The 25171-nt window shown below is 74.7% G+C and carries 21 protein-coding genes; 8 read left to right on the top strand and 13 right to left on the bottom strand.

All coding sequences use genetic code 11. The features are described 5' to 3' along the window. Positions 1-121: 121 nt before the first annotated feature. From ACWD4P_RS26645 to ACWD4P_RS26685, 9 genes are all read right to left on the bottom strand, one after another. Positions 122-775 carry a 4'-phosphopantetheinyl transferase family protein gene (locus tag ACWD4P_RS26645; protein ID WP_449781316.1) on the bottom strand — a complete coding sequence of 218 codons (654 nt, stop codon included), beginning with the start codon at positions 773-775 and terminating at the stop codon, positions 122-124. Positions 776-938: 163 nt separating this feature from the next. After that, positions 939-3350 (bottom strand): arylsulfatase, encoded by a 2412-nt coding sequence (locus tag ACWD4P_RS26650; RefSeq protein ID WP_449781317.1) that lies wholly within the window; start codon positions 3348-3350, stop codon positions 939-941. Between the two features lie 34 nt (positions 3351-3384). After that, the gene (locus ACWD4P_RS26655; RefSeq protein ID WP_449781318.1) at positions 3385-4998 is read right to left on the bottom strand and encodes an ABC transporter ATP-binding protein; all 1614 of its coding nucleotides are present in this window, start codon (positions 4996-4998) and stop codon (positions 3385-3387) included. Next, entirely contained in the window at positions 4995-5843 is an 849-nt protein-coding gene (locus tag ACWD4P_RS26660; RefSeq protein WP_359829756.1) for an ABC transporter permease, read from the bottom strand. Before ACWD4P_RS26660 ends, ACWD4P_RS26655 begins: the two co-directional genes overlap by 4 nt. Positions 5844-5847: 4 nt before the next feature. Further along, positions 5848-6792 carry an ABC transporter permease gene (locus ACWD4P_RS26665; protein ID WP_359829757.1) on the bottom strand — a complete coding sequence of 315 codons (945 nt, stop codon included), beginning with the start codon at positions 6790-6792 and terminating at the stop codon, positions 5848-5850. A gap of 20 nt (positions 6793-6812) precedes the next feature. Then, positions 6813-8402, bottom strand: a complete 1590-nt coding sequence (locus ACWD4P_RS26670) for an ABC transporter substrate-binding protein (protein WP_449781319.1) — start codon at positions 8400-8402, stop codon at positions 6813-6815. Positions 8403-8541: 139 nt separating this feature from the next. Further along, on the bottom strand, positions 8542-9843 hold the full coding sequence (locus tag ACWD4P_RS26675; RefSeq protein ID WP_449781320.1) for an ROK family protein: 1302 nt from the start codon (positions 9841-9843) through the stop codon (positions 8542-8544). A gap of 36 nt (positions 9844-9879) precedes the next feature. Continuing rightward, on the bottom strand, positions 9880-10836 hold the full coding sequence (locus tag ACWD4P_RS26680) for a TauD/TfdA dioxygenase family protein (protein ID WP_449781321.1): 957 nt from the start codon (positions 10834-10836) through the stop codon (positions 9880-9882). 550 nt (positions 10837-11386) lie between these two features. Beyond that, a complete protein-coding gene (locus ACWD4P_RS26685; protein WP_359829432.1) occupies positions 11387-11578 on the bottom strand; it encodes a hypothetical protein in 192 nt (63 codons plus the stop codon). A 234-nt stretch (positions 11579-11812) separates the two neighbouring features. Here ACWD4P_RS26685 and ACWD4P_RS26690 point away from each other — a divergent pair, with 234 nt between their 5' ends. Continuing rightward, positions 11813-12340: a cysteine/serine endopeptidase inhibitor gene (locus ACWD4P_RS26690; protein ID WP_449781322.1), complete on the top strand. Its 528-nt coding sequence runs from the start codon at positions 11813-11815 to the stop codon at positions 12338-12340. Between the two features lie 111 nt (positions 12341-12451). Here ACWD4P_RS26690 and ACWD4P_RS26695 read toward each other — a convergent pair whose 3' ends face one another. Further along, a complete protein-coding gene (locus ACWD4P_RS26695) occupies positions 12452-13426 on the bottom strand; it encodes a LysR family transcriptional regulator (protein WP_449781323.1) in 975 nt (324 codons plus the stop codon). A gap of 127 nt (positions 13427-13553) precedes the next feature. On the opposite strand from ACWD4P_RS26695, the gene ACWD4P_RS26700 reads away from it, so the two are divergent. From ACWD4P_RS26700 to ACWD4P_RS26730, 7 genes are all read left to right on the top strand, one after another. Next, on the top strand, positions 13554-14492 hold the full coding sequence (locus ACWD4P_RS26700; RefSeq protein ID WP_359829429.1) for an FAD-dependent oxidoreductase: 939 nt from the start codon (positions 13554-13556) through the stop codon (positions 14490-14492). A 163-nt stretch (positions 14493-14655) separates the two neighbouring features. Next, a complete protein-coding gene (locus ACWD4P_RS26705; RefSeq protein WP_449781324.1) occupies positions 14656-15144 on the top strand; it encodes a flavoprotein in 489 nt (162 codons plus the stop codon). Positions 15145-15250: 106 nt separating this feature from the next. Then, complete coding sequence (locus ACWD4P_RS26710; RefSeq protein WP_449781325.1) at positions 15251-16639, top strand: NAD(P)/FAD-dependent oxidoreductase; 1389 nt, start codon at positions 15251-15253, stop codon at positions 16637-16639. A 388-nt stretch (positions 16640-17027) separates the two neighbouring features. Further along, a complete protein-coding gene (locus ACWD4P_RS26715) occupies positions 17028-17990 on the top strand; it encodes a DUF6528 family protein (protein WP_359829426.1) in 963 nt (320 codons plus the stop codon). A 320-nt stretch (positions 17991-18310) separates the two neighbouring features. After that, entirely contained in the window at positions 18311-18559 is a 249-nt protein-coding gene (locus tag ACWD4P_RS26720; protein ID WP_359829425.1) for a hypothetical protein, read from the top strand. Then, positions 18556-19230 carry an acyl-CoA thioesterase gene (locus ACWD4P_RS26725; protein ID WP_449781326.1) on the top strand — a complete coding sequence of 225 codons (675 nt, stop codon included), beginning with the start codon at positions 18556-18558 and terminating at the stop codon, positions 19228-19230. Before ACWD4P_RS26720 ends, ACWD4P_RS26725 begins: the two co-directional genes overlap by 4 nt. A 227-nt stretch (positions 19231-19457) precedes the next feature. Next, positions 19458-19853: a DUF2267 domain-containing protein gene (locus tag ACWD4P_RS26730; protein ID WP_449781327.1), complete on the top strand. Its 396-nt coding sequence runs from the start codon at positions 19458-19460 to the stop codon at positions 19851-19853. A gap of 41 nt (positions 19854-19894) precedes the next feature. On the opposite strand, the gene manA is transcribed toward ACWD4P_RS26730, so the two are convergent. The 3 genes from manA to ACWD4P_RS26745 all read right to left on the bottom strand — a co-directional run bounded on the left by manA (position 19895) and on the right by ACWD4P_RS26745 (position 25151). Continuing rightward, entirely contained in the window at positions 19895-21085 is a 1191-nt protein-coding gene (manA, locus tag ACWD4P_RS26735) for a mannose-6-phosphate isomerase, class I (RefSeq protein WP_449781328.1), read from the bottom strand. Between the two features lie 20 nt (positions 21086-21105). Then, entirely contained in the window at positions 21106-22038 is a 933-nt protein-coding gene (locus ACWD4P_RS26740) for an ROK family protein (RefSeq protein WP_449781329.1), read from the bottom strand. 71 nt (positions 22039-22109) lie between these two features. Further along, entirely contained in the window at positions 22110-25151 is a 3042-nt protein-coding gene (locus ACWD4P_RS26745) for an alpha-mannosidase (protein WP_359825219.1), read from the bottom strand. Positions 25152-25171: the final 20 nt, after the last annotated feature.

Genomic DNA, 25171 nt, shown 5'->3' on the forward strand with positions numbered 1-25171 from the left:
GCCACACCCAGGCCGTCCTCGCCCTGGCCCGCCGACGCGTCAACGTCCTGTGGGCCCTGATCCGTGACGGACAGTGCTTCCAACGTGGACTCCCCGTAGTAGCTGCGGCTTGACAACGTCATTAGGAGGTGACGGCGATCGCGGTGGCGAGCAGCCCGTCGCGGACCGCCCAGCGGCCGTCGAAGCCGTCGATCCGGCGGCCGCCGACCACCGGGCCGGGCACGAGCAGCCGGGCGGTGAAGGTGCCGTCGGGGGAGAGGTCCAGCTCGGCCTCGCTGAAGTCCAGGAAGAGCTGGGTCAGCGGGAACCAGGCCTTGTACACCGACTCCTTGGCGCTGAACAGGATGCGGTCCCACGGGACGTCCGGGTGCTCGGCGGCCAGCTCGGCCAGTCGCTGCTGCTCGACCGGCAGGGCGACGGCCTCCTGGACGCCCTCCGGCAGCGGCAGCGCGGGCTCGGCGTCGATGCCGACGGAGGCGAGGGTGCCGGCCCGGGCCACGGCCGCGGCGCGGAAGCCGTCGCAGTGGGTGAGGCTGCCGACCACGCCGTCCGGCCAGCTCGGGGCGCCGCGCAGGCCCGGGACGAGCGGCCGGTACGGGACGCCCAGCCGGGCGAGGGCCACCCGGGCGCAGTGCCGGACGGTGGTGAACTCGCGGCGGCGCTTGTCGACGGCCCGGGCGACGGCCGGCTCCTCCTCGGGCTCCAGCCGTGCCTCCGGCGGGTCGTCGTAGGCCACCTCGGTCACCACGACGTCCGGCAGCAGGTCCCCGATCATCCGTTCCCCCCTCGGTCGGCTGCGCGGGCCGTCGCCGCGCGGGACGAGGGTAACCCGGGTGGGCGGATCTTGGTACGGGGCCGGGGACCCACGGCCGGGCACCCGGCACCGAGGGCCCGCTGCCGAGGGCCCGCCGCCGGGGGCCCGCCGCCGGCGGTCCCCGTTACTCGAAGGCGGCCGCCGCCTCGCGCAGCGCCCGGACGACCGTCTCCGGGTCGTACGGCGCCGGCGCGCCGGGCAGGTAGGTGACGGAGTGCAGGGCGCCGGTGTAGCGGAAGGAGCGGTGGCGCTCGTACAGCGGCCAGGAGACGGGGGACTTGCGGTCGATGCCGACGCTGATGCCCTGGAACGGCGCCATGCCGATCAGCTGGTGGACCGGGCCGAGCCGGCCGCCCCCGGCCTCGTCGAGCGGCAGGCCGTCCACGAGCAGCCGGAACTCCCACTTGAGGTCGGCGACCGCGGTGGCCTCCAGGGTGACCAGCCGGGCGCCGGCCGGCAGCGGGCCGCCGTCGGCCTCCAGCAGTTCGCCGTACTGGTTGTAGGCGAGACGCAGCCGGCCGTCCTCGACGTAGAGGCTGTAGCCACCGCCCTGGTCGCCGTGCGAGACCAGGACGCCCTGGTCGCCCGGCCGGTAGCCGTCGAGCGCGACCTCGACCGTGAAGGAGCGGAAGGAGACCAGCCGGGAGGAGCGGTAGCGTTCCAGCTCGGGGGTGCCCGCCAGCAGGGTGACCGGGCGGCGCAGCCGCTCGGCCTCGGGGCCGCGCAGGGCGAGGGCGCCGCTGCCGTCGGCCAGCGGGAAGACCCCGTTCCGCCAGGCGGCGGCCTCCCAGGCGGCGGACAACTCCTTGACCAGTCCCGGGTTTTCGGCGGCGAGATCGTGGATCTCGGTGGGGTCGGTGCGCAGGTCGTACAGCGCCCACTCGCCGTCGTCGTACGGGGTGCCGGGGCGGTGCAGGGTGACCAGCTTCCAGCCGTCGCGGTAGTAGCTGCGGTTGCCGGTCATCTCGCAGTACTGCTCGTGGTGGGTGCTGGGGGCGGCGCCGTCCCGCAGCACCGGGGCGAAGCTGATGCCGTCGAGCTCCTGGACGGCTTGGCTCCGGCGCTCCGACGGCCTTTCCACGCCCGCGAGTTCGAGCAGGGTGGGGAGGATGTCGGTGACGTACTGGTACTGGGTGCGGACGCCGCTGTCACCCTCGGCGCGCGGCAGGCCGGCCGGCCAGGAGAGCACGAAGGGGACGCGGACGCCGCCCGCGTGGGTCTGGCCCTTGTAGAGGCGGAACGGCGTGTTGGAGGCCATGCCCCAGCCGCGAGGGTAGTGGACCAGGCTCTGCGGACCGCCGATCAGGTCGATCTCGCGCCGGACGTCGGGGTTCCAGTCGGCCGGCAGGTCGGGGTGGTGGACGAAGCGGCTGAAGTAGCTGCGGGTGCCCTCGGTGCCGCCCTCGCCGGTGCCGCCGTTGTCGCTGGTGAACACGATGACGGTGTTGTCGAGTTCGCCGAGCGCGGCCAGGGTGTCGGTGAGCCGGCCGAGGTTCTGGTCGACGTTGTCGACCATCGCCGCGTACACCTCCATGTAGCGGGCGTACAGCTCCTTCTGGACGTCGGTGAGTTCGTCCCAGGGGCCGACCTCGTACCCGGCCTCGGAGTTGCGCTCGGGCAGCTCGGTGCCGGGCGGGAAGTGGCCGGCGGCCAGCTGGCGGGCGAAGCGGGTGCGGCGCAGCTCGTCCCAGCCGCCGTCGTAGCGGCCGCGGTGGCGGGCGACGTCCTCGGGCTTGGCCTGGAGCGGGCCGTGCACGGCGTTGTGGGCGAGGTAGAGGAAGAACGGCTTGTCGGCGTCGTGGGCGCGCAGCGACTTGACCATCTTGACGGCCTGGTCGGTGAGGTCGTCGGTGTAGTAGTAGCCGTCGGGGAACTCGTCGATGTCCAGCGGGCTGTTGTCGCGCACGAGTTGGTGCGGGTGGAAGAGGCTGGTGAGGCCCTCCAGGACGCCGTAGTACTGGTCGAAGCCCTTCTGCAGCGGCCAGTTGGCTCGGTCGTCGGCGGCGCCGGAGGCGGAGTCCCGGGTGAGGTGCCACTTGCCGACCGCGTAGGTGGCGTATCCGGCGTCGTGCAGCAGCTCGGCCAGGGTGGGGATGTCCCCGGCGACCTCCATGCCGTAGCCGGGGAAGCCGGGGTCGGCGTTGGCGACGAAGGAGTAGCCGACCCGGTGCGGGTTGAGTCCGGTGAGCAGGGCCGCCCGGGCGGGGGAGCAGAGCGGCATGGTGTGGTAGTTGGTGAGCCGGACGCCGGTGGCGGCGAGGCGGTCCAGGGTCGGGGTGGGGATCTCGGCGCCGAACGGGCCGATGTCGCTGTAGCCCATGTCGTCGATCAGCACGACCACGATGTTGGGCGCGCCCTCGCGCGGGCGGACCGGCCGCGGCCAGGCGGGCGTGGACTCGGCGAAGGTGCGGCCGACGGTGCCGGGGAAGCCGGCGTACGGGTCGCGGCGGTGCGGGTCCGGGCGCGATGGATCGGGGCGCGTCGGGCCGGGGTGCGACGGATCGGGGCGCGTCGGGTCGGGTTCGAGTGTGCTCATGTGAGGCTCCGCAGGGGTGGCTCGGGCGACGGGTTCAGACGGCGGACGCCGCGGGCTCCAGGCTCGGAACGGCGGCCAACAGCTCGGCGGTGTAGGGGTGTTCCGGTGCGGTGACGACCCGGTCGGCCGGGCCGGTCTCGACGATCCGGCCGCGGTGCATCACCGCGATCCGGTGGCTGACCCGGCGGACCACCGCCAGGTCGTGGGCGATGAACAGGACGGCCAGGCCGAGTTCGCGCTGGAGTCGGGCGAGCAGGTCGATCACCTGGGCCTGCACCGAGACGTCCAGCGCGGAGACCGGCTCGTCGCAGATCAGCACGCTCGGCTCGGGTGCCAACGCCCGGGCGATGCCGATCCGTTGGCGCTGGCCGCCGGAGAAGGCGCGGGGATGGCGGTCGGCCGTGGCCGGGTCCAGCCCGACCTGCGCCATCAGCTCGGCGACCCGGGCGGCGCGCTGCTCCCGGTCGCCGAGGCGGTGGGCGATCAGCGGTTCGGCGATGATCTGCCCGGCGGTCATCCGGGGGTTGAGCGAGGAGTACGGGTCCTGGAAGACGAGTTGGATGTCACGCCCCGGTGCGCGGTTCGAAGGCTCCTCACCGCGGAAGCGGATGCTGCCGGCGGACGGGGCCTGCGCCTGGACCAGGGCGCGGGCCAGGGTGGACTTCCCGGACCCGGACTCGCCGACCAGGCCCAGCGTCTCGCCGGGGTGCAGGTCGAGGTCGACGCCGTGCAGCGCGGTGACGGTGCGCCGCCGCGATCCGTACGTCTTGGTCAGGCCGCGGACGGTGAGCAGCGGCTCGGCCCCGGGGGTGCTGTTGGCGGCCGCCCGGGAGGGCTCCTCCAGTCTCGGTACGGCGGCCAACAGCTCGCGGGTGTAGGGGTGTTCGGGGTGGGTGAGGAGGTCGGCGGCGGCGCCCCGCTCGACGACCCGGCCGTGCCGCATCACCAGCAGCCGGCGGCAGGTGCGGGCGATCACCCCGAGGTCGTGGCTGATCACCACCAGGGCGGTGCCGGTCTCCCGGTTGATCCGGGTCAGCAGGCGCAGGATCTGCTGCTGGACGGTCGGGTCGAGGGCGGTGGTCGGCTCGTCGGCGACCAGCACCTCGGCGTCGTGCGCCAGCGCGAGAGCGATCATGATGCGCTGGCGCTGGCCGCCGGAGAACCGGTGCGGGTGGTCGCGCAGTCGGCCGGTGGCGTCCGGTATGCCGACCAGGTCCAGCAACTCGGCGGCGCGTTCCCGCCGTTCGGCCTTGCGCGACGGGCCGCCGTGGGCGCGCAGCGCCTCGTCCAGCTGGCGGCCGACGGTGAGCACAGGGTTGAGCGAGGACATCGGGTCCTGGAAGACCATGGCGATCCGCCGGCCGCGCAGGGCGCGCAGGGCGTCCTCGGGGAGGGCGGCGAGGTCCTGCCCGGCGAGCTCGACCGAGCCGGCGGTGATCCGGCCGCCGGGCGGCAGCATCCGCAGCAGGGCCAGTGCGGTGGTGGACTTGCCGGAGCCGGACTCGCCGACGATGCCCAGGGTGTCGCCCGCGGCGAGGTCGAAGGAGACGCCGTCGACGGCGGCGGTGCCGTGGTCGATGGCGGCGCCCGGGGAGCCGGGGCCTTCGAACCGTACGGTGAGGTCGGTGACTCGGAGCACGGCGGTCATCGGCGGATCCCCCGGTTCAGGGCCTCGGCGATCAGCGTGAAGCCGAGCACCAGGGCGGTGGTGGCCGCCAGCGGGGCGGCCGCGAAGGCCGGGTCGGTGGCCAGGTAGGCGACGGACTGGCTGAGGATGCTGCCCAGGGTGGGCTCCGGCGGGCGCACCCCGAGGCCGAGGAAGCTCATCGCGCCCTCGATGAAGACGCCGAGCGAGAGTGCCACCGCGGTCTGCACGATCAGCGGGTCGACGGCGTTGGGCAGGACGTGCCGCAGCAGCACCCGGGCCCGGGAGGCGCCGCCGACCCGGGCGGCCAGGGCGTACTCGCGTTCCCTCTGGACCAGGATCCCGGCCCTCAACTGCCGTCCGAAGCCGGGGATCTCGGCGAGTGCGACGACGATCACCACCGGCCAGCGCCCCGGGCCGAGGACGGCGGTCACGGCCAGGGCGAGGATCAGCCCGGGGAAGGCGAGCAGCAGGTCGAAGGCGCGCTGGACGGCGAGGTCGGCCCACCGGGAGGTGGCCGCGAGCAGGGCGGCGGAGCAGCCGAGCAGGGCGCCGATCGGCACGGCGGTGGCGATCAGCGCGAGGTCGGTCGCGATGCCGTGCAGCACCCGGCTGTACAGGTCGCGGCCGAGGTCGTCGGTGCCGAAGGGGTGTGCGGCGCTGGGTCCGGCCAGGGCGAGCGCGCTCTGGGCGTTCGGGTCGGTACCGGTGAGCAGCGGCGCGAGCAGTCCGGCCAGGGCGACGGTGCCGACCAGCGCGAGGCCGGCCAGGCCGCGTGGGCCGAGCAGTGCCGAGCGGTAACGTCCCCTCGGTGCGGACGACTTGAGGGCAAGAGCGGTGGTGGTCATCGGGTCACTCCCAGCGGATCCGGGGGTCGAGCCAGGTGTAGGCCAGGTCGGTGAGCAGTTGGACGGCCACGTAGACCGCGACCACGAGCAGCAGCAGGTCCTGCACCACCGGGTAGTCCCGGCGGATGACGCCCTGTTCGATCAGCTGGCCCAGGCCGGGCCAGGCGAAGATCCGCTCCACCAGGACGGCCCCGGCGATGAGGTGGCCGATCTGGAGGCCGAGGACGGTGACGGCGGAGGGCAGGGCGTTGGGCAGCGCGTGGCGCCAGACGATCCGCCGCCGGGAGACGCCGAGCGCGGTCGCGGTGCGGACGTAGTCCTCGGCGAGGGCGCGTTCGATGCCGTCCTTGAGGTAGCGGGCCAGCACGGCGGCGCTGGGCAGGGCGAGGCAGAGGGCGGGCATCGCCAGGTACTGCACGGCCAGGTCCGGTTCGGCGAGCAGGGATTCGTGGCCGCCGGGCGGGAGCAGTTCGAAGGAGACGGCGAACAGCAGGACCAGCAGCACGCCGGTGACGAACGGGGGGACGGCCAGCACACCGGTGGTGACGGCCTGGACGGCGGCGGCGACCGGGCGCCGCCTGGTGGTGGCGCCGACCACCGCCAGCGGCAGGGCGATCAGCACCACCAGCAGCAGGGCGCCGAGGGTGAGTTGGGCGGTGGCGCCGAGGCCGTTGCCGATCAGGTCGGAGACCTGGCCGCCGATCGCGTAGCTCGGCCCGAGGTCGCCGCTCAGCAGTCGGCCGAGCCAGCTCAGGTACTGGCCGAGCAGTGGCCGGTCGAGCCCGAGCCGGTCGCGGACGGCCTCCACGGTGGCGGGTGCGGCGTCCGGGCCGGCGAGCGTGGTGGCCGGGTCGCCGGGGATCAGCCGGAGGATGAGGAAGACCAGGAAGGAGGCGAGGACCAGGACGAGCAGTCCGCTGGGGAGGCGTTTCAGGAGGAAGGTGCGCATGGGGTCGTGGGCCGTCCTGCTCAGGCGGTGAGGTAGGCGTCGTCGAGGTTGAGGTAGCCGAACTTGTTGAGCGTGACGCCGCGGGCCCGGCTGCCCGCGACCTCGACCAGTCCGGTGATGGCGAGGTCGATCACGAACTCCTCGTCCAGCAGCAGTTCGGTGATCCGCCGGTGGAGCGCCGCGGCCTCGGGGCCGTCGCCGTCGGCGCGGTTCCAGGCCCGCCGCACCACGTCGGTGTAGTCGGGGGAGCCGAAGCGGGAGCTGTTCCTGGCCTCGTTGAACGGGTAGGCGCTCACCGCGAGGGTGGCGGGCCGGAGTTGGGCGAAGCCGTGGCTGAGCGTCCACAGGGCGGGCATGGACTGGGAGATCAGCTGCTTCTGCATGGTCGGCGAGTCGGCGGGCTGGAGCACCGTCTCGATGCCGACCTGCCGCAGGTCGTACTGGAGGATCTGCGCGATGGCGGTCGCGCCGGCCTCGTTGGAGTGGGCGAAGGGCAGGGTGATGTGTTCCGCGCCGGCCTCCTTGAGCAGCGCCCGGGCGCGCTGCGGGTCGTGCCGGTAGTGGGTGGCGTCGGCCTCGGTGTAGGCGGGGGAGGACTTGGGCCAGGGCACCGAGGAAACGGTGCCGTAGCCGCCGAGCGCCTGCTGGACGAGGCGGTCGCGGTCGACCGCCCAGGCGATGGCCTGGCGGACGCGCTTGTCGCGGACGTGCTCGGCGGTGACGTCGACGCCGATGTAGAGGGCGCCGGAGCCGGTGTCGTACTGCTTGATCCGGAACCGTGGGTCGCCGCGCAGGGCGGCGGCGTCCTTGCCGCGGACGTTGTAGGAGAGGTGGGTCTGGCCGGTCCGCAGGGAGGAGAGCAGCGATTCGGCCTGCGGGATGATCCGGATCTCCACCCCGTCGAGGTGGGGGCGGCCGGGGTTCCAGTACTGCTCGTTGCGGATGAAGGAGAGCGAGGACCCGGGCCTGCGTTCGGTGAGGACGAAGGGGCCGGTGCCGACCAGCCGGGTGCCGGCGACGGCGTCCTCGATGCTCTCCCGGTCCGGGACGATCATGAACTCGAAGAGGTCGAAGAGGTTGCTCACCGGGTGGGCGAGCACCAGGGTCAGCTCGAAGTCGCCGTTCTTGCGGAAGTCCGTGACGGCGGCGGCGGTGGAGCGCAACTGGGCCGAGCGGGCCGGGTTCTGGAGGTTGCGGACGGCGAAGACGACGTCGTCGGCGGTGAACGGGCGGCCGCTGTGGAAGCGCACGTCCTCGCGTAGTCTGAGGGTGACGCTCAGGCCGTCCGGGGCGAGCTCCCAGCCGGTGGCGAGTTCGGGCTGGGGCTGCAGCCGGTCGTCGTAGCGGGTCAGGGTGTTGAAGGCGAGGCGCTGGACGAGGGTGTTGGCGCTGACGGCGAAGAGCAGGCTCGGGGTGACGTCGACGCCGGTGGAGACGGTCAGCACGCCGCCCCGGCGCGGGGAACCGGCGTCCACGGCGGCGGCCGCGTTCCGGGCGTGCTCGACGGCCGACCGGCAGCCCGCGAGCGTCAGCAGGCCGGCGCCGGCGAGGCCCGCGCGCAGCAGCGTGCGGCGGCCCGGGGCGGCGGGGGGACGGGGGAGCGCGGTCATGGCGGTCCTTCGGGGCGGTTGCGGACGGTGGGCGGCGCGGGGATCCGGGTGGGGACGTGCGCGGGGACGCGTGCGGTGGGCGGCGAGGGGATCCGAGCGAGGACGTGTGCGGGGACGCGTGCGGTGGGCGTGGACGCGGCTACGGGCGGTGGGCTGCGGCCCGGTCCGCGGTGAGCGCGCGGACCGGCCGGGCGTACAGCTCGCCGAGCACCGGTGCCCCGGCGGCGACGGCGAGCACGTCCGGGCCGCGCTGCTGGGCGATCAGCAGTCCGGCGTCCCGGTGCAGGTGCGAGCGGAGGGCGAACTCGGCGCGGACGACGTCCAGATGGGCCGGATCGAGGGCGGTGAAGTGCTCGGTCAGGACGAGCAGGTCGGGGTTGACCACGTCGGCGAGCAGGGCGAGCGCCCGGCCGATCAGCCGGGCGCGGTTGCGGACCAGCCGGTGCGCCGTCGGATCGCCGCGCCGCACGGCGGCGATCAGCTGGGCCCGGTCCGGCCCGGTGGTGACCCCCTCGGCGGTGGCCGCCGCGAACAGCGCGGTGTCCGAGGCGGCCACCGAGAGGCAGCCGAGCCGGCCGCAGTGGCAGCGCGCCCGGCTGTCCGCGTCCGGGTCCGTCACCGTCCCGGAGACCGGGAGGTGGCCGAGGTCGCCGGTGGCCGAGGGCGGGCCCAGGTGGACCGTGCCCGCGACCGCCAGCGCCGCGTCCACCACGTGGCCGACGAACAGCTGCACCATGCTGCGGCGGGCCGCCGGGTGGCCGAAGAGGATCTCCGCCTGGGTGAGCGCCCGGGCGTGGTTGTCCACCTGGACGGGCAGTCCGGTGGCGCCCGCCAGGAGCTCGCCGAGCGGCAGGTCGTGCCAGTCCAAGGGGTCGTGACGGGCGATCACCCCGCGCTCCGGGTCGACCGAGCCGCCGGTGACGGCGCCCAGCCCGACCACCGTACGGCCGCCGCCCAGGGTGGCGAGCAGCCGGGGCAGCCGCGCGAGCAGCGGCTTCAGCAGGTCCGGGCCGGTGCGGCCGCGGTGTGGGACCTCCTTGCGCCGCAGCACCCGGCCGCGCAGATCGAGCAGCGCGACCGTGGTGAACGGCAGGCCGACGTGCAGCCCGGCCACGGCGAGTCGGTCCGGGTCCAGGTCGAGCGGCAGCTGGGGGCGGCCCAGCGCGCCCGGTCCGGCGCCGGCCAACTCCGGCCGCTCGCGCAGGAGTCCGAGCCGGAGCAGGTCCACCGTCTGCCGGGAGACGGCCGAGGCGCTGAGCCCGGTGAGCGCGGCGACCCGGCTGCGGGCGATCGGCCCGTGGTCGAGCACCGTGCGCAGGACGGCGGAGGCGTTGGCGTCCCGGCGGTCGTCGCCGGCGCGTGGGGCGGTGGGCGTGGCCCCGGGCGCGGGCGCGGGCGTGGTCACGGGCGTGGTCACGGGAACGGTCGCGGGCGTGGTCATGGGTGCGGCTCAGCCGTCGATCCCCCGGCTCTCCGATCAGTTGGCCGCTTCGAGCTCCTCGGCGGGCACGAGGCCCGGCACCCGCGGCGGGTCGGCGGGCTCCAGCAGCCGGCTCGGGGTGCCGTCCGGGCCGACCGGCAGGTCCCCGTCCAGGGTGATCCGGCGCACCAGGCGCGGCTCGTCGCCGTAGTCGGCGACCGCGTAGTGCTGGGTGGCGCGGTTGTCCCAGATCGCGACGTCGCCGACCTGCCAGTCCCAGCGGACGGTGTTCTCCAGCCGCTCCACGTAACGCTGGAAGAGGTCGATCAGGGCCTTGCTGTCGTCCCCCGAGACCTGCTGGATGCGCTGGGCGAAGGCCCCCAGCAGCAGGGTCTTCTCGCCGGTCACCGGGTGGACCCGGACGACCGGGTGCTCGGTCTTGAACGCGGTGGAGACGAACACGTCCCGGAACAGCCTGGCGACCTCGGCGTTGTCCGCCAGCTCGGGGCGCAGGGCGAGCCGGGCGGCGTAGTCGTAGTCGTTGGTGTGGACGGCGCGCAGGCTCTCGGCGAGCGCCTTCAGCGGGGCGGGCAGGTCCCGGTAGGCGGCCGCGGTGTTGGCCCAGACGGTGCTGCCGCCGGCCGGGGGGACCTCCAGGGCACGCAGGATCGAGGCCTTGGGGTAGGACGGGACGAAGGTGACGTCGGTGTGCCAGTTGTTGGCGCGCACGCCCTTGGTGGCGTCCAGCTCGAAGACGTAGCGGCCGTCGGCGCTGGGCACGGTGGGGTGGCCGACCGGGTGGCCGAGCAGCCGGGCGAAGGCCTCCTGCCCGGCGTCGTCCAGGTGCTGCTGGCCGCGGAAGAAGAGCACCTTGTGCTCGTACAGGGCGGCCTCCAGGGCGGCGACGGTCTCGGCGGGGAGGTCGCCGCCGAGGCGTATGTCGTGCACGGTCGCGCCGATCCGGCCGGCGACGGGGGTGAGGCGCAGAGCGGTGGGGGCGGTGGTGGTGGTCATGGCGGGGCCCTTCCGGGACGAAGGTGGTGACTTTCAGTGACGAATCGAGGGTGCGCGCAGCGGCGTTCGGGCAGCTGCGGGCGTACGGCTCCGCGGTGCGGCGAGCGGCGAGCGGCGTACGGGCGTGGCGGTCCGGGCTCGGCGGACGTTCAGCGGGCGAGCGCGCCGCGACGACAGCGGCGCGGGCAGCGGCAGCGGCAGGGGACGGGGCGGACGGCGGTGTGCATCGGCCCTCCTTCCTGGTCGCTGCGGATGGGCTCGGGCCTCATCGTGCTGAACCGCGCGGCCCCTGTCAATCGTCATCCTGCCTGGTGGGAGCAGGTGTTGCGGCTTCGTTTCGGCCGCTTGCGGCTCCTTGCCGCGTGTTGCGGCGGATGGCGCGGGGATGGCGGGCGTGCTGCGGGCGGGCGCTCGGGCTTGCCGCCCGGGGGCGGGGTTACTAATTTTCGGAGCGGAAGTAATCCGGGCCGGCGCGGGCGGTTCCCGCCCCGGGGCCGAGGCCTGCCCGGATCCGGGGCGGCGGTGACGTTCGGTGATCGCTCGGCGGGCGCTACTGCCCGAGCAGCCGGGCGAGGTCCAGCCCGAGGCCGCCCAGGACGGGCAGCGCGCCGAGGTCGGTCACGCCGGCGACCGGGATGCTGTAGCCCTGGTTCACCTCGCGGGGCGCCGCACCGGCGGCGACGGGCGCGGTGGCCGGGAGCAGGACGGTGCCGAGGATCAGGGCGACGAGCGAGGTGCGCATCTGAGGGGGCCTCCGGAGGGGTGGGGGTGACGGTCTGTCAACACCCTGTGTGCCGGGGCGGTCACGCATCTTCGCCCCTTCGGGCGCATTGGTAAAGATGCTTGCTTTGTGTTCATGCCAACATTGCGGAGGTCTGGACCACCTTGCGAGCGGGCGCATACCTTTCCTTCACAAGGACGGGCATTCGGTCGACGAACTGTCGTGCGAACGTGTCGAGTTCTGCATGTCATGGTCATGACCAGCCGTCTTCTGCACGGCAACCGGAGGGAACGAACCATGCGCGCCATCGGCAAGAACCTCAGGATCCTCGCGGGCGCCCCGCTCGCCGCAGCCGCCCTCATCGCCCTCACGGCCGGCTCCGCCAGCGCCGCGATACCGGTCAACCAGCCCATGACCGGCAAGGCCACCTACTACAACGACGCCGGCTACGGGGCCTGCGGCACCCAGATCAACGCCGCCACCCAGATGCTGGTCGCCGTCTCGCACACCTGGTGGACCACCGCCAACCCGAACAACGACCCGGTCTGCAAGGGCATTTCGGTCAAGGTCACCTACCAGGGCAAGACCATCACCGTGCCGGTGAAGGACCAGTGTCCGTCCTGCGACTCCACCCACATCGACCTCAGTCAGCCGGCCTTCGCCAAGCTGGCGCCGCTGGACAAGGGCGTCATCACCGGCCTGAGCTGGCAGTTCGTCAAGACCGCGCTGAACGGCAAGACGGTCGAGCTCTCCGCCCCGATCGCCGGCTCCACCATCGGCTGAGCCACCCCCGGACGACGGCGCCCGCCCCCGCCCGGCTCGCGGGGGCGGGCACCCGGCCCGTCAGGGGCCGGTGGTTCCAGCCGCCGCGGACGGAATCGCGACCTTTCGGAGCTACCGCCGCGCCCCGCCGGGCGGCAGGGCGCCGTCCGGCAGCGGCGGGGCCATCGCGAGCAGCAGCTGGACGGCCGGGGGCGCGGTGCGCGGATCGTGGGCGAGCCCCAGGGTGACGGTCGGCACCGGGGCGGTGAGGCGGCGCAGGCAGACGCCGGGTATCCGGAAGACCCGGGCCCGCCCCTCGGGGATCGGCGCGATGCCGTAGCCCGCCGCGACGGCCAGCAGGAGCTGCTCGTCGTCCGGCTCCTCCCGGACGATCCGCGGCGACCCGCCGGGCCACAGCTGTCCGGTGATCAGCGCGTGCATCCCGGGCCCGTTCTCGCGCGGCCAGAGCACCACCGGCTCGTCCACGATCCGGTGCCGGCCGATCCGGGCCCGGCTCCGGGCGAGCGGGTGGCCGGCCGGCACCGCGAGCAGCAGCTCCTCCTCGGCGATGATCCGGCAGGCGAGCTCCGGGACGTCCAGCGGCGGCCGGACGAACGCCGCGTCCAGCCGCCCCGCGAGCAGCTCGGCGACACTGTGCGAGGTCCAGGTGGTCTGCAGCGCGACGTCCAGCTGCGGGTACCGGTTGCGGAACTCCGTCACCAGGGCGTCGCAGACCCCGCCGCGGGCGGAGCGGGTGTACGCCACCCGCAGGCGTCCCTCCCGCCCCTGGACCACCGCGGCGAGCCGCTCCTCGGCCGCCGCCACCTCCCGCAGCACCCGCCGGGCCTCCTCGGCGACCGCCCGCCCGACCGGGGTCAGCGCGCAGCCCTTGCTGGTCCGTTCGACCAGCTGCACCCCGAGCTGCCGCTCCAACGCCTTGACCTGCTGGCTCAGCGCCGGCTGCGCCACGTGCAGCCGGCGGGCGGCCCGGGTGAAGTTCAACTCCTCCGCCAGCACGGCGAAGCAGCGCATGCGGCGCAGGTCCATCCGCGGGCCGGTCCGCGGGTCCGTTCGCGGGGCCGTTCGCGGGTCCGTCCGGCGATCCATCCGGCGATGATAAGCGCGGCTTATCGCCTCCGGACAGGTCCGGTCTTGGACGGCTTCCGGCGGGACAGGCTTTCCTGGAGACGGCCGCCGACACCCGGTGGGCCGCCCTTCGAGGGAGGAGTTCACGATGGACGTCGTCGTGGTCGGAAGCGGGATCATCGGGCTCACCACAGCGATCCGCCTGCAGGAGAAGGGGCTTCGGGTCGTCGTGGTGACGGCGGACGGCCTGCTGTCGACCACCTCGGCCGTCGCCGCGGCCGTCTGGTTCCCGGTCGCCACCGGCACCGACAAGCGGGTCGCGGACTGGTCCGCGACCGCCTTCGCCGAGTTCGCCCGCCAGGCCGAGCAGGGCGTCCCCGGCGTCTCGATGCGCAGCACCCGCATGCTGGAGCGCGAGCGGACGTCGGAGGGCCTGCCCTGGTGGGGCGGGGCCGTCCCGGACCTGCGCCGGCTGAGCGCCGCCGAGCGCGGAGCGGACTGCGCGGACGGCTGGTCGTTCACTGCCCCCGCCGTGGAGATGCCGCTCTACCTGCCCTGGCTGCTCGGCCGGTTCATCGACCGCGGCGGCGAGGTCGTCCAGCGCCGCCTCGACGCCCTCGACCAGGCCCTGGCCTGGGCGCCCGTCGCCGTCAACGCCACCGGGATCGGCGCCCGGCAGCTCTGCGACGACCGGGCGGTGCACCCGGTGCGCGGCCAACTCGTCCTGGTCGGCAACCCCGGACTGCCCAGCTCGACCCGGATCCAGGACGACCCGGCCGGCTACACCTACATCCACCCGCGCAGCGCCGACGTCGTCCTCGGCGGCACCTTCCAGCCCGACGACTGGAACACCACCCCCGACCCGGCCACCGCCGAGGCCATCCTCGCCCGCTGCACCGCCCGCATACCCGAACTCCGCGAGGCCCGCGTCCTCGGCCACGCCGTCGGCCTGCGCCCCGCCCGTCACGGCGGCCCCCGCCTCGAAGCGGAGCCGGGCGGCCGGATCGTCCACAACTACGGCCACGGCGGCGCCGGTGTCACCCTCAGCTGGGGCTGCGCGGACGCCGCGGCGGACCTGGTGGGGTGATCGGGGAGCCGCCCGCCCCCGCCGGGGGCGAGGGCGGGCGGTTCCTGGCCGCCCGTTCCGGCGGGCGTCGGGTGCGTGGATACCGGGTGCGCGGGCCTTTCGGATCCGGCACGGTGGGTGACGGCGGCGCGGAGTGTCCGCACCGAGAGGGGGAGTCAGCGGGATGAAGGCGCCGATGCTCTACGTCGTGGTCTGTGCGGGCGGGGTCGCGGGCGGGGTCGGGGAGCTGATCGCCGAGGCACGGCGGCAGGGGTGGGACGTCGGGGTGGTGGCGACGCCCGACGCGATGCCGATGATCGACGCCGAGGCGATCGCCGCGCAGACCGGCCATCCGATCCGCTCGGCCTGGCGGAAGCCCGGCGAGCCCCGGCCGCTGCCGGACCCGGACGCGATCGTGGTCTCCCCGGCCACCTTCAACTCGATCAACAAGTGGGCCCTGGGCATCTCGGACACCCTGGCCCTCGGCATCCTCTGCGAGTCGTACGGCTGGGGTGTTCCGGTGGCCGTCCAGCCGTGCCTCAGTGCCGCCCAGGCGGCGCACCCGGCGTACGCGGAGAGCCTGGCGAAGCTGCGGCGGATGGGGGTGCGGATCGCTGACTTCACGCCCGGCTCGTACAGCTGGACCCGGGCCCTGGAGCTGTTGCGGGACTGACAGGGTGGCTGATCGGGAGCGGCGATCCTGGCAGTGTGGAGGGTATGCCGACCGGGGCGGCCCGGGTAGCGTCCGGGCAGGTCAGCGAGGGTACGGGAGGTTTCCGGTGGCGGCGGTCAACGGCGGGGTGTCGTTCTGGTACGCGGCGGATGGGGTGCCCGGGGCGGGCCCGGCCCTGCCGGGCGACCGGGACGCCGACGTGTGCGTCGTCGGCGGCGGGTACACCGGCCTCTGGACGGCGTACTACCTGAAGAAGGCCGACCCGACCCTGCGGATCGCCCTCCTCGAACAGCGCTTCTGCGGCTACGGCGCCTCGGGGCGCAACGGCGGCTGGCTGTACAACGGCTTCGCGGGTCGCGGCGCGTTCGCCAAGCGGTACGGGCCGCAGCGCGCGGCGGCGATGCAGCGGATGATGGACGCGGCGGTCGGCGAGGTCGTCGACGTCGCCGCGGCCGAGGGCATCGAGGCGGACATCGTTCGCGGAGGTGTCCTCGAAGTCGCCCGCAGCAAGCCGCAGTTGGAGCGCCTGCGCGAACACGTCGAGGGCGAGCGGGCCTACGGCGAGGGCCGCGTCGAGCTGCTGGGCGCCGAGGAGGCGGCCGCGCGCGTCAACGTGGCCGGCACCCTCGGCGGCTGCTGGACCCGGTACGGCGCCCGCATCCAGCCCGCCAGGCTCGCCCGGGGACTCGCGCGCACCGTACGGGAGTCGGGCGTCGAGGTGTTCGAGGGCACGCCCGTCACCGCGATCCTGCCCGGCTCCGGCCACCGCCGGCCGCGCGCCGTCACCCCGTACGGCACCGTCACCGCGGACCGGGTGCTGCGCGCCACCGAGGGGTTCACCGCCGGGCTGCGCGGGGAGAGGCGCACCTGGCTGCCGATGAACTCGGCGATGGTCGCCACCGAGCCGCTGCCCGCCGAGTTCTGGGCGGAGACCGGCTGGGAGGGGCGCGAGGTGCTGGGCGACTTCGCCCACGCCTACATGTACGCCCAGCGCACCGCCGACGACCGGATCGCGCTCGGCGGGCGGGGCGTGCCGTACCGGTTCGGCTCGCGGACGGACTCGGACGGCTCCACCCAGGTGGAGACGGTGCGCCAACTCCGGCAGATCCTCGACCGGTTCTTCCCCGCCGCCGCGCACGCCAGGATCGACCACGCCTGGGCGGGCGTGCTCGGCGTCCCCCGGGACTGGTGCGCCACCGTCGAGCTGGACCGGGCCGGCGGGCTCGGTTGGGCGGGCGGGTACGTCGGCAGCGGGGTGACCACCGCCAACCTGGCCGGCCGCACCCTGCGGGACCTGGTGCTCGGCCGCGACACCGAGCTGACCGGGCTGCCCTGGGTCGGGCACACCGTGCGGCGCTGGGAGCCGGAGCCGCTGCGCTGGCTCGGGGTGCACGCGATGTACGCCGCGTACCACGCCGCCGACCGGCAGGAGGCGGCCGGCCGGGCCACCACCTCGCCGATCGCCCGGGTCGCGGACCTCGTCGCCGGGCGCTGATTCGCCGGGCGCCGAGTCCCCGGGCACTGAGTCTCCGGGCACCGAGTCTCCGGGCGCTGAGCCTTCGGAGCGCCCGCACCGGGAGCACCGGACCCGGGGCCGTCGAGCCCGCCATCACCGAGCCCGCCACCACGGAACCCGCCATCACCGAGCCCGCCACCACCGAACCCGCGGTCGCCGAACGGGCCCGGTGGGAACGCCGGGTTGACGGCTCGGCGTGCCGGACCGCGTTGCGCCGCCCGCCGCTGCGGCCGGCCCGCCAGGATGGCGGGATGACAGTGAACGAGGCGGTCCCGCCGCCGATGCCGGCCGGCCCGAGCCGTCGCGCCGATGGTCCGTTCGGACGTGCCGCCGAGCGGAGTCGGCCCGCAGCAACGACGGTGAAGGCGTGCTGAGGAGAACACTGCCGGCCCTCGCGGTCGCCCTGCTGCTCTGCGCGCCCGGCGGCGGCGCGTGGGCCAGGTCGCCGGGCTGGCAGGTGGCGGTCGTGGACCAGGCCTCGCGCGGTGTGCTGGTGTTGCAGAGCGCCGAGGAGCTGATGGCCTACCGCGGGCCGGGCCGGCTGCCGGTGGTCTGGGGCTGGAGTGCCGACCGGGTACCGGAGTTGGCGGACCTGGCCCCCGCGCGCAGCTGGACGAATCCGGACGAGGCGAAGTCCCGTGTGCGGCAGGGCCGTCGGTACCTCCTGACGACGGCCTCCGGGGGGTTGGCGGCGGTCGTGGAGGTGGCCACCGGCCGGATCCACTGGGCGGCGGACCTGGGGGCGTCCGTCAATCCGCACAGCATCGAGCTGTTGCCGGACGGCAACGTGGCGGTGGCCGCGAGCGCGGGCGGCTGGGTGCGGCTGTACGCGGCCTCGCAGGGCGCCCGGGCCGCGGCCCACGCGGAGTTCCCGCTGCCGGGCGCGCACGGGGTGCACTGGGACGGCCGGACCGGCCTGCTCTGGGTGCTGGGCGACACGGCGCTGACCGCGCTGCGGGTCGGCGGCACCGCGGCCGCGCCCACCCTCACCGCGGTGCGGAGCAGCCCGCTGCCGGACCGCGGCGGGCACGACCTGGCCGCCGTCCTGGCGGCTCCCGGGCACTTCTGGGTCTCCACGCTGGCCGGCCTGTGGCGCTTCGACCCGGCCGCCGACCGCTTCACCGCCGTGCGCCTGGCCGATCCGGCCGCCGAGCGGGACCTCAAGAGCGTCGGGGACGAGCCCGGTACGGGCCGGCTGCTCACCGTGGCGCCGGAGCACGAGGCGCCGTGCGACTGGTGCACCTCGGTGATCACCCTGCACCGGCCGGAGGGCGAGCGGTCGCTGCGCGGCACGCACCTGTACAAGGCGAGGTGGTGGAGTGTCTGGTAGCAGATCCCGGACTCCGGGGTACCGATTCCGGGGCGCGCGTCGGGGATACCACCCGAATTGCGGACGGCATTCGGATGATGGGGCATATTGTGTGTACCGACAAACTACTCCGATGGAGGTCAGTTTCCCGTCGCGGTCCGGAAACCAACAGTCGACCCCGGTCGGCTGGGATAGCGTCGTGGGGTCGGGGGGTCGACACCGATCCGGTGTAATCGAACGCTAGCTACTGGGCCGTAGCGGCCGAATGAGTCATGGAGAAAAACATGCGGAATTTCCCTGCGGAAAACCGGCCGGACGGAGTTGACGATCTTCAGCTCGCGATGGAATCTCTGGCAGCCTTCCCGTCCCGGAACGCGGGAAGCGGGGCGGACGTGACGGAACGGCTCGCCGCCGTCCACGACCTGTGCCGCGCGGTCGACGCGGTGCTGGACAGCCTGGTCGTCCAGGCGGCCGCCGAGGCGGCCGAGGAGGGGTGGACCGCGGCCCGGATGGCGGCCGAACACTCCGGCTACTACGCCAGGTTGCAGCGCGCGCTGCTCCCCGCCGGTGCCGGGATGACCCGGCAGTGAGCGCGGTGCAGCCGGGCGTGCACGCGCTGTCCTGCCCCACCCGGTGGAGCGACGTCGACGAGAACGGGCACATCAACAACGCCCGTCTGGTCGGCTACGTCCAGGAGGGGATTTACGACCTGTTCTGCCACCACGAAACCGCCGTACGGGAATCGCTGTTCCCGCACGGATTCCTTATCGCCAGGCACGAGATCGACTACCTGGAGCAGTTGCACCACCGGCCCGAGCCGCTCTCGGTGCGACTCACCGTGGAACGGCTCGGGCGGAGTTCCGCGCAGGTCGAGGTGAAGGTCTGCCGGGATCGGCTGACCTTTATGCGGGCACGGACGGTGGTGGTCGCGCGGGATCGCGAATCCGGCCGTTCGCGGGCGCTGAGCCAGGCCGAGCGGAGCTTTCTCGCGGCATTCATGACGGACCCGGCCCGCGCCCAGGCGGCCCTGGCGGCCACGACCGTGACCGCGGCGACGACGGTGGCCGCGGTGCCGTCGGCGACGGCCGCGGCGGTCGGTGCCGCCGCGACGGTGGCCGCTCCGGCCGTGGTCGCGGCACCGGCGGGCACGGCGCCGGTGGTCGCGGTGCCCCCCGCGCAGCGCGTACCGGCCGGTCCGGTCGGCAAGGGGCTGATGCCGGCCCGGCGGCCGCGCAGGCGGTGCCGCGCCTCGGCGGGGTGAACCGCCGACCCGGGCCGGTGGCGTGGTCGGCGCCGGCACCGGTCCCGCCCGGAGTCCGTACGGTTCCTTGACAGCGGGCCGGTTCCGGAGGCGCCGGGGCGAGTTACGCTGAGCAGCACGGGCACCGGTACGTTCCGCGGTGGTCACGGGCTGCGACCCCCCTCCTGGTCCAGGGCGAGCGGGCCGCCGTCGGTCCGGCCGGCGCCGCTGACCGGAAGGAGGACGCGATGACCATCTCCTGGGAGGACTTCCTCGCCCGTGTGGTGGAGCGCGGCGAGTACCGGGGCGAGGCCGAGGCGGATCACGCCGCCCGGGTCGTGCTCGCCCTGCTCGGCGAGCACCTGGTGGGGGCCGACCGGGCCGAGCTCGCGGACGCGCTGCCCGCCACCTACGCCCCGCTGCTGCGCGACGCCGGGCCCGCGGCCGAGCCGCTGACCGCCGAGCGCTTCGTGCAGGCCGTGGTGGGGTGGATCGACGGCGCGACCCCGGCGACGGCGCAGTGGGACATCGGGGCCGTGCTCAGCACCGTCGCCGATCTGGTCCCCGGGGAGCTGCTGGACCGGGTGGTCGAGCAACTCCCGGACGGCTACGACCTGCTGTTCGGCCACCCGGCACCGGCCTGAGCCCCGGGCGGACGCCCCGCCCGGAGCTGCGCCGGGCGCCGTCACCCCGTGGTGGCCCGGAACAGCTCCGCCCCCGGGCCGGTCAGCCCGACCGGCCCGGCGCCCGGGCGGAGGTAGGCTGACGCGCCTGCCGGAAGCGGGAGTTCGGCGCCGCCGGGGGCCCGCAGCCGGGCCCGCCCGCGGACGCAGAGCAGGATCTGCGGGGTGGGCAGGTCGATCCGGACGGAGGCGGCGCCGGGGCGCAGCCGGGAGAGGCCGAACTCCTCGGCGGGGGAGCGGAACTCCTCCTCGACGCCGTTCGCCGCCGGGCGCGGTGCGAGCACCTCGGGCTCGGCGGGGCGGAAGGACGTGACGGCCAGCAGGCCGTCCACGTCGACGTGCTTGGGCGTGAGCCCGCAGCGCAGCACGTTGTCCGAGTTGGCCATCAACTCCACACCCACGCCCCGCAGGTAGGCGTGCGGCACCCCGGCGTCCAGGTACAGCGCCTGTCCGGCGGTGAGCCGGACGTGGTTGAGCAGCAGTGCGGCGAGCAGTCCGCGGTCCCCCGGGTACTCCTCGGCGACGCGGGCGTACGCGGCGCAGGTCGCGGCGTGCGGTCCGCCGCCGGCCGCGGTGCGCCGCAGGGCCGCCGTGGCGGCGGCGAGTCCGGCGGCGTCGGCGTCCAGCCCGGCGCGCAGCAGTTCGGGCAGCACGGCCTCGGCGGGCCGGGCGCGCAGGGCGGCGGCCCAGGAGGGGAGCACCCCGAGGGCGTCCAGCAGCCGTGCGGTGGCGGCGGCCGGCCGGAATCCGCAGAGCGCCTCGAAGTCGCCGAGCGCGCAGAGGAGTTCGGGCTTGTGGCCGCGGTCCTTGAACACCCGCTCCGGCGCGTCCGGCGCCAGGCCCCGGGCCTGCTCGGCCGCGTACCCGGCCTCGGCCTGGGCACGGGTGGGGTGGACCTGGAGGGAGAGCGCCCGGTCGGCGGCCAGCACCTTGAGCAGGAAGGGCAGCGCCGGGCCGAACCGCCGTACGGTGTCCGCTCCGAGCAGGCCGTCGGGGTCGGCGTCGATCAGTTCGTCCAGCGGCCGCGGGGCGCCGTCCCCGAGGAGCAGGGACGGCGCCGACGGGTGGGCGCCCAGCCAGAGTTCGGCCTGCGGGGTGCCGTCGGGCGCGGTGCCGGTGAGCGCGGGGATGGCGGTGGTCGAGCCCCAGGCGTAGCGGCGGACGGGGTTGCGCAGGAGGGAGAACGGCGGCATGCGGGCGGCTCCGGGGAGGTTCAGCGGCAGAGCGCGGCCGCGCCGATCAGCCCGGCGTCGGTGCCGAGTTCGGCGCGGCGCACGTCCAGGCCGCGGATGTACGAGAGGGTGGCGTAGCGGTCCAGGTGGCGGGCGAGCGGGGTGAACAGCACGTCCCCGGCCAGGGCCACGCCGCCGCCGACGACGACCCGGGAGAGGTCCGTCAGGGCGGCCGTGGCGGCGATCCCGGCGGCCAGTGCCTGGGCGGCGCGGTCGAAGGAGGCGAGGGCGGTCCGGTCGCCCGCGGCGGCGGAGGCGGCGACGGCCCGGGCGGTGCGGTCGCCGTCCACCGGCTGCCAGCCCGTGGCGAGGGCCCGGCGGGCGATCGCGGTGCCGCTGGCGAGGCCCTCCAGGCAGCCGCGGGAGCCGCACGGGCAGGGCTCGCCGTCCAGGTCGACGGTGATGTGACCGAGGTGGCCGGCGTTGCCGCTGGGGCCGGGGCGCACCGCGCCGTCGAGCACCAGCCCGGCGCCGACGCCGGTCGACACGACCAGGCAGAGCGCGTTGTCGGCGCCCCGGGCGGCGCCCTGCCAGTGCTCGGCGGCGGCCATCGCCACACCGTCCCCGGCGAGGCGGACGGGCAGTGCGCGGGCCGCCACCGCCGGGTGGGCGGAGACCGCCGCGACGAGCGGGAAGCCGCGCCAGCCGGGGATGTTGACCGGGCTGACGGTGCCGCCCGCGAGGTCGACCGGGCCGGCGCTGCCGATCCCGAGGGCCGTCACGGCGGCCCAGTCGGCCGTCCCGGCGAGCCGCTCCAGCACCCGGTGCACCACGGCGAGGACCGCGGCGCCCGGCTCGGCGGCCGGAGTGGGCAGCTGGAACCGGTGCCGCAGCCGTCCGTCGGCGTCGACCAGCGCCCCGGCGATCTTGGTGCCGCCGATGTCGAGGGCGGCGAACAGCGGGGTGACGGGCACGGCGGGCTCCAGGGGTCGAGGGGCGGGCGGCGCCCCGGCCGCGGGGGCAGGGGCGCCGAACAGCGTAGGGGTCAGGCCGTCGCCCGCAGGCGCAGGGTGACCAGCTCGAAGGGGCGCAGCGCCAGGCGCACCGCGCCGTCCTCCACCGCCACCTCGCCGCGGGTGCCGTCCCAGGGCCGCTCCAGCAGGTCGCACGGGACGGCGTCGGCCAGCGGGAAGGAGGTGGTGAGCCGGCCCCGGGCGCGGCCGCCGCCCGCCTCGTAGACCCGGACGACCAGGTCCCCGCTGCGGTCGTCGGCGAGCTTGACGGCGCTCACCACCAGGGCGTCGTTGTCCAGCTCCACCAGCGGGGCGACCCGCTCGGCGCTGCCGGTCACGGTCCGCTCCGGCAGGCCGATCCGGTAGCCCTCGCGGACGGCGTCGCCGATCGCCGCGCCCGGCACCAGGGCGTGCCGGAAGCGGTGCAGCCCCTGGTCGGTCTTCGGGTCGGGGAAGCGCGGCGCGCGCAGCAGCGAGAAGCGGACCGTGGTGGTGGTCCCGCCGTCCTCGGCGCGCACCGCGCGGGTGACGTCGTGGCCGTAGGTGGAGGCGGTGACCAGGGCGACGCCCCAGCCGGGCTCGTCGAGGTGGACGAAGCGGTGGTTGCAGGCCTCGAACTTGGCGGCGTCCCAGCTGGTGTTGGTGTGGGTGGGCCGGTAGAGGTGGCCGAACTGGGTCTCGGCGGCGTAGCGCTCGGTGTGGACGTCCAGCGGGAACGCGGCCTTGAGGAACTTCTCGGTCTCGTGCCAGTCGACCTCGGTGTCGATGTCCAGGCGCTGCTCGCCGGCCGGCAGGGTGAGGGTCTGGACGACGGTGGAGGAGCCGAAGGAGCGGGCGATCCGCACCGAGGCGCCGGCCGGGGACGATTCGGCGGTGAGCGAGTCCAGGCCGGTCAGGTCGGTGACGGTGTTGCGGTAGAACTGGTCCACGTCCCAGGCGTCCCACATGTTGGGGAAGTCGGGGTGCAGCTGGAGCAGGTTGGCCCGGCTGCCGGGGGCGACGCTCTCCCGGCCGGTGGCGAGCTCGACCACCGAGACGAGCAGGCCGTCGGCGTCCACGACGGCCTCCACCAGGCCGTTGCGCAGCGTGAAGCCGCCCTCGGGGCGCTCGACCGCCTCGCAGTGGCCCGCCGGTGCGGCGAGCGCGGCGGCCCCGCCGGCCGGCACCGCCGAGCGGGTGTGCGGCGCCGCGTTGAACACCAGCTCGCGCCCGCCCTCGGCCGCCCCGGCCAGCGCCTGCTGGGCCGCCCCGATCAGGCCCTCCAGCTCGCCGGCCAGCGCCGCGTACGTCGCCTCGGCCTCGCGGTGCACCCAGGCGATGGACGAGCCGGGCAGGATGTCGTGGAACTGGTGCAGCAGCACCGTCTTCCAGATCCGGTCCAGCTGCTCGTACGGGTAGGCGAAGCCGGTGCGCGAGGCGGCGGTGGCGCACCAGAGCTCGGCCTCGCGCAGCAGGTTCTCGCTGCGCCGGTTGCCCTGCTTGGTCTTGGCCTGGCTGGTCAGGGTGGCGCGGTGCAGCTCCAGGTAGAGCTCGCCGACCCAGACCGGAGGGTTCGGGTACTCGGCCTCGGCCTTGGCGAAGAACTCGGCGGGGTTCTCCCAGCGGACGGTGGCCGAGCCCTCCAGGTCCTTCATCCGGGCCGCCTTGGCGACCATCTCGCGGGTGGTGCCGCCACCGCCGTCGCCCCAGCCGGTCGGGGCGAGCGAGTGCCGGGCGACGCCCTTGTCCTTGAAGTTCTTCGCCGCGTGGGCGATCTCGCTGCCCTTCATCGAGCAGTTGTAGGTGTCCACCGGCGGGAAGTGGGTGAAGATGCGGGTCCCGTCGATGCCCTCCCAGAGGAAGGTGTGGTGCGGGAACCGGTTCACCTGGCTCCACGAGATCTTCTGGGTCAGCAGCCACTTGGAGCCCGCGTTGCGGATGATCTGCGGCAGGCCGCCGGTGAAGCCGAAGGTGTCCGGCAGCCAGGCCTCGTGGTTCTCCACCCCGAACTCGTCCAGGAAGAACCGCTTGCCGTGCACGAACTGCCGGGCCATCGCCTCCGAGCTCGGCATGTTGGTGTCGGACTCGACCCACATGCCGCCGGCCGGGACGAACCGGCCCTCGGCCACGGCCTTGCGGACCCGCGCGTACACCTCGGGGCGGTGCTCCTTGATCCAGGCGAACTGCTGGGCCTGGGACATGGTGTAGCGGAACTCCGGCTCGTCCTCCAGCAGCGCCGTCATGTTGGCGGTGGTGCGGGCCACCTTGCGGACGGTCTCGCGCAGCGGCCACAGCCAGGCGGAGTCGATGTGCGCGTGGCCGATCGCGCTGATCCGGTGCGCGGAGGGCACGGCGGGCGCGGCCAGTACCGCCGTGAGCTCGGAACGGGCCTTCCCGGCCGTGGAGTTGACGTCCTGGAGGTCGATCGCGTCGAGGCAGCGCTCGACCGCGCGCAGGATCTCCCAGCGCCGGGGGCCGTCCACCGGCAGCTCGGCCATCAGTTCGCCGAGCACCTCCAGGTCCATCACCAGTTGCCAGACCGTCTCGTCGAGGACGGCGAGGTCCATCCGGGCCAGCTTGTACTGCGGCTGCTCGCCGGCCGTCTCCTTGTCGCCCAACTCGGTGGGCAGGAAGGGGTGGTAGTCCAGGATGACGGGGTTGGAGGCGGCCTCGACGTGCAGCAGCACCTGCTCTCCGCCGGCCGCCGGGGCGGCGATCCGCACCCACTGGTTCTGCGGGTTGAGGCCCTTCACCGGGGAGCCGTCCGGGCGGTAGACCAGGCCCTCGCACTGGAAGCCGGGCATGTTGGCGTCGAAGCCGAGGTCGATCAGCGCCTCGACGGTGCGCCCGGCCCAGGCCCGCGGCACCGTGCCGGTCACGGTGATCCAGCTGGTGCCCCACGGCGCGCCCCAGGCGTCGCCCACCGCGATCGGGGTGCGCGGGGCGGCCAGGCCCTCGGCGACCGGGACGGGTTCGCCGGGCGCCGTCCAGATGCCGACCTCCAGCGGGACGGACTCGGGGTACACGGCCGGTCGGATGCGCTCGTCCAGGACGCGCTTGAGGCGGGACTCGACCAGGGTGCGGTCATCGTGCATGTCAGCGGGCTCCGTTGCGT

Source organism: Kitasatospora sp. NPDC002543 (genome assembly GCF_053594915.1).

Excerpts from the sequence above, each read along its gene's own strand:
- ACWD4P_RS26645 (WP_449781316.1), bottom strand. The coding sequence starts at position 775 with ATGATCGGGGACCTGCTGCCGGACGTCGTGGTGACCGAGGTGGCCTAC.
- ACWD4P_RS26650 (WP_449781317.1), bottom strand. The coding sequence starts at position 3,350 with ATGAGCACACTCGAACCCGACCCGACGCGCCCCGATCCGTCGCACCCC.
- ACWD4P_RS26655 (WP_449781318.1), bottom strand. The coding sequence starts at position 4,998 with ATGACCGCCGTGCTCCGAGTCACCGACCTCACCGTACGGTTCGAAGGC.
- ACWD4P_RS26660 (WP_359829756.1), bottom strand. The coding sequence starts at position 5,843 with ATGACCACCACCGCTCTTGCCCTCAAGTCGTCCGCACCGAGGGGACGT.
- ACWD4P_RS26665 (WP_359829757.1), bottom strand. The coding sequence starts at position 6,792 with ATGCGCACCTTCCTCCTGAAACGCCTCCCCAGCGGACTGCTCGTCCTG.
- ACWD4P_RS26670 (WP_449781319.1), bottom strand. The coding sequence starts at position 8,402 with ATGACCGCGCTCCCCCGTCCCCCCGCCGCCCCGGGCCGCCGCACGCTG.
- ACWD4P_RS26675 (WP_449781320.1), bottom strand. The coding sequence starts at position 9,843 with ATGACCACGCCCGCGACCGTTCCCGTGACCACGCCCGTGACCACGCCC.
- ACWD4P_RS26680 (WP_449781321.1), bottom strand. The coding sequence starts at position 10,836 with ATGACCACCACCACCGCCCCCACCGCTCTGCGCCTCACCCCCGTCGCC.
- ACWD4P_RS26685 (WP_359829432.1), bottom strand. The coding sequence starts at position 11,578 with ATGCGCACCTCGCTCGTCGCCCTGATCCTCGGCACCGTCCTGCTCCCG.
- ACWD4P_RS26690 (WP_449781322.1), top strand. The coding sequence starts at position 11,813 with ATGACCAGCCGTCTTCTGCACGGCAACCGGAGGGAACGAACCATGCGC.
- ACWD4P_RS26695 (WP_449781323.1), bottom strand. The coding sequence starts at position 13,426 with ATGGATCGCCGGACGGACCCGCGAACGGCCCCGCGAACGGACCCGCGG.
- ACWD4P_RS26700 (WP_359829429.1), top strand. The coding sequence starts at position 13,554 with ATGGACGTCGTCGTGGTCGGAAGCGGGATCATCGGGCTCACCACAGCG.
- ACWD4P_RS26705 (WP_449781324.1), top strand. The coding sequence starts at position 14,656 with ATGAAGGCGCCGATGCTCTACGTCGTGGTCTGTGCGGGCGGGGTCGCG.
- ACWD4P_RS26720 (WP_359829425.1), top strand. The coding sequence starts at position 18,311 with ATGGAATCTCTGGCAGCCTTCCCGTCCCGGAACGCGGGAAGCGGGGCG.
- ACWD4P_RS26730 (WP_449781327.1), top strand. The coding sequence starts at position 19,458 with ATGACCATCTCCTGGGAGGACTTCCTCGCCCGTGTGGTGGAGCGCGGC.
- manA (WP_449781328.1), bottom strand. The coding sequence starts at position 21,085 with ATGCCGCCGTTCTCCCTCCTGCGCAACCCCGTCCGCCGCTACGCCTGG.
- ACWD4P_RS26745 (WP_359825219.1), bottom strand. The coding sequence starts at position 25,151 with ATGCACGATGACCGCACCCTGGTCGAGTCCCGCCTCAAGCGCGTCCTG.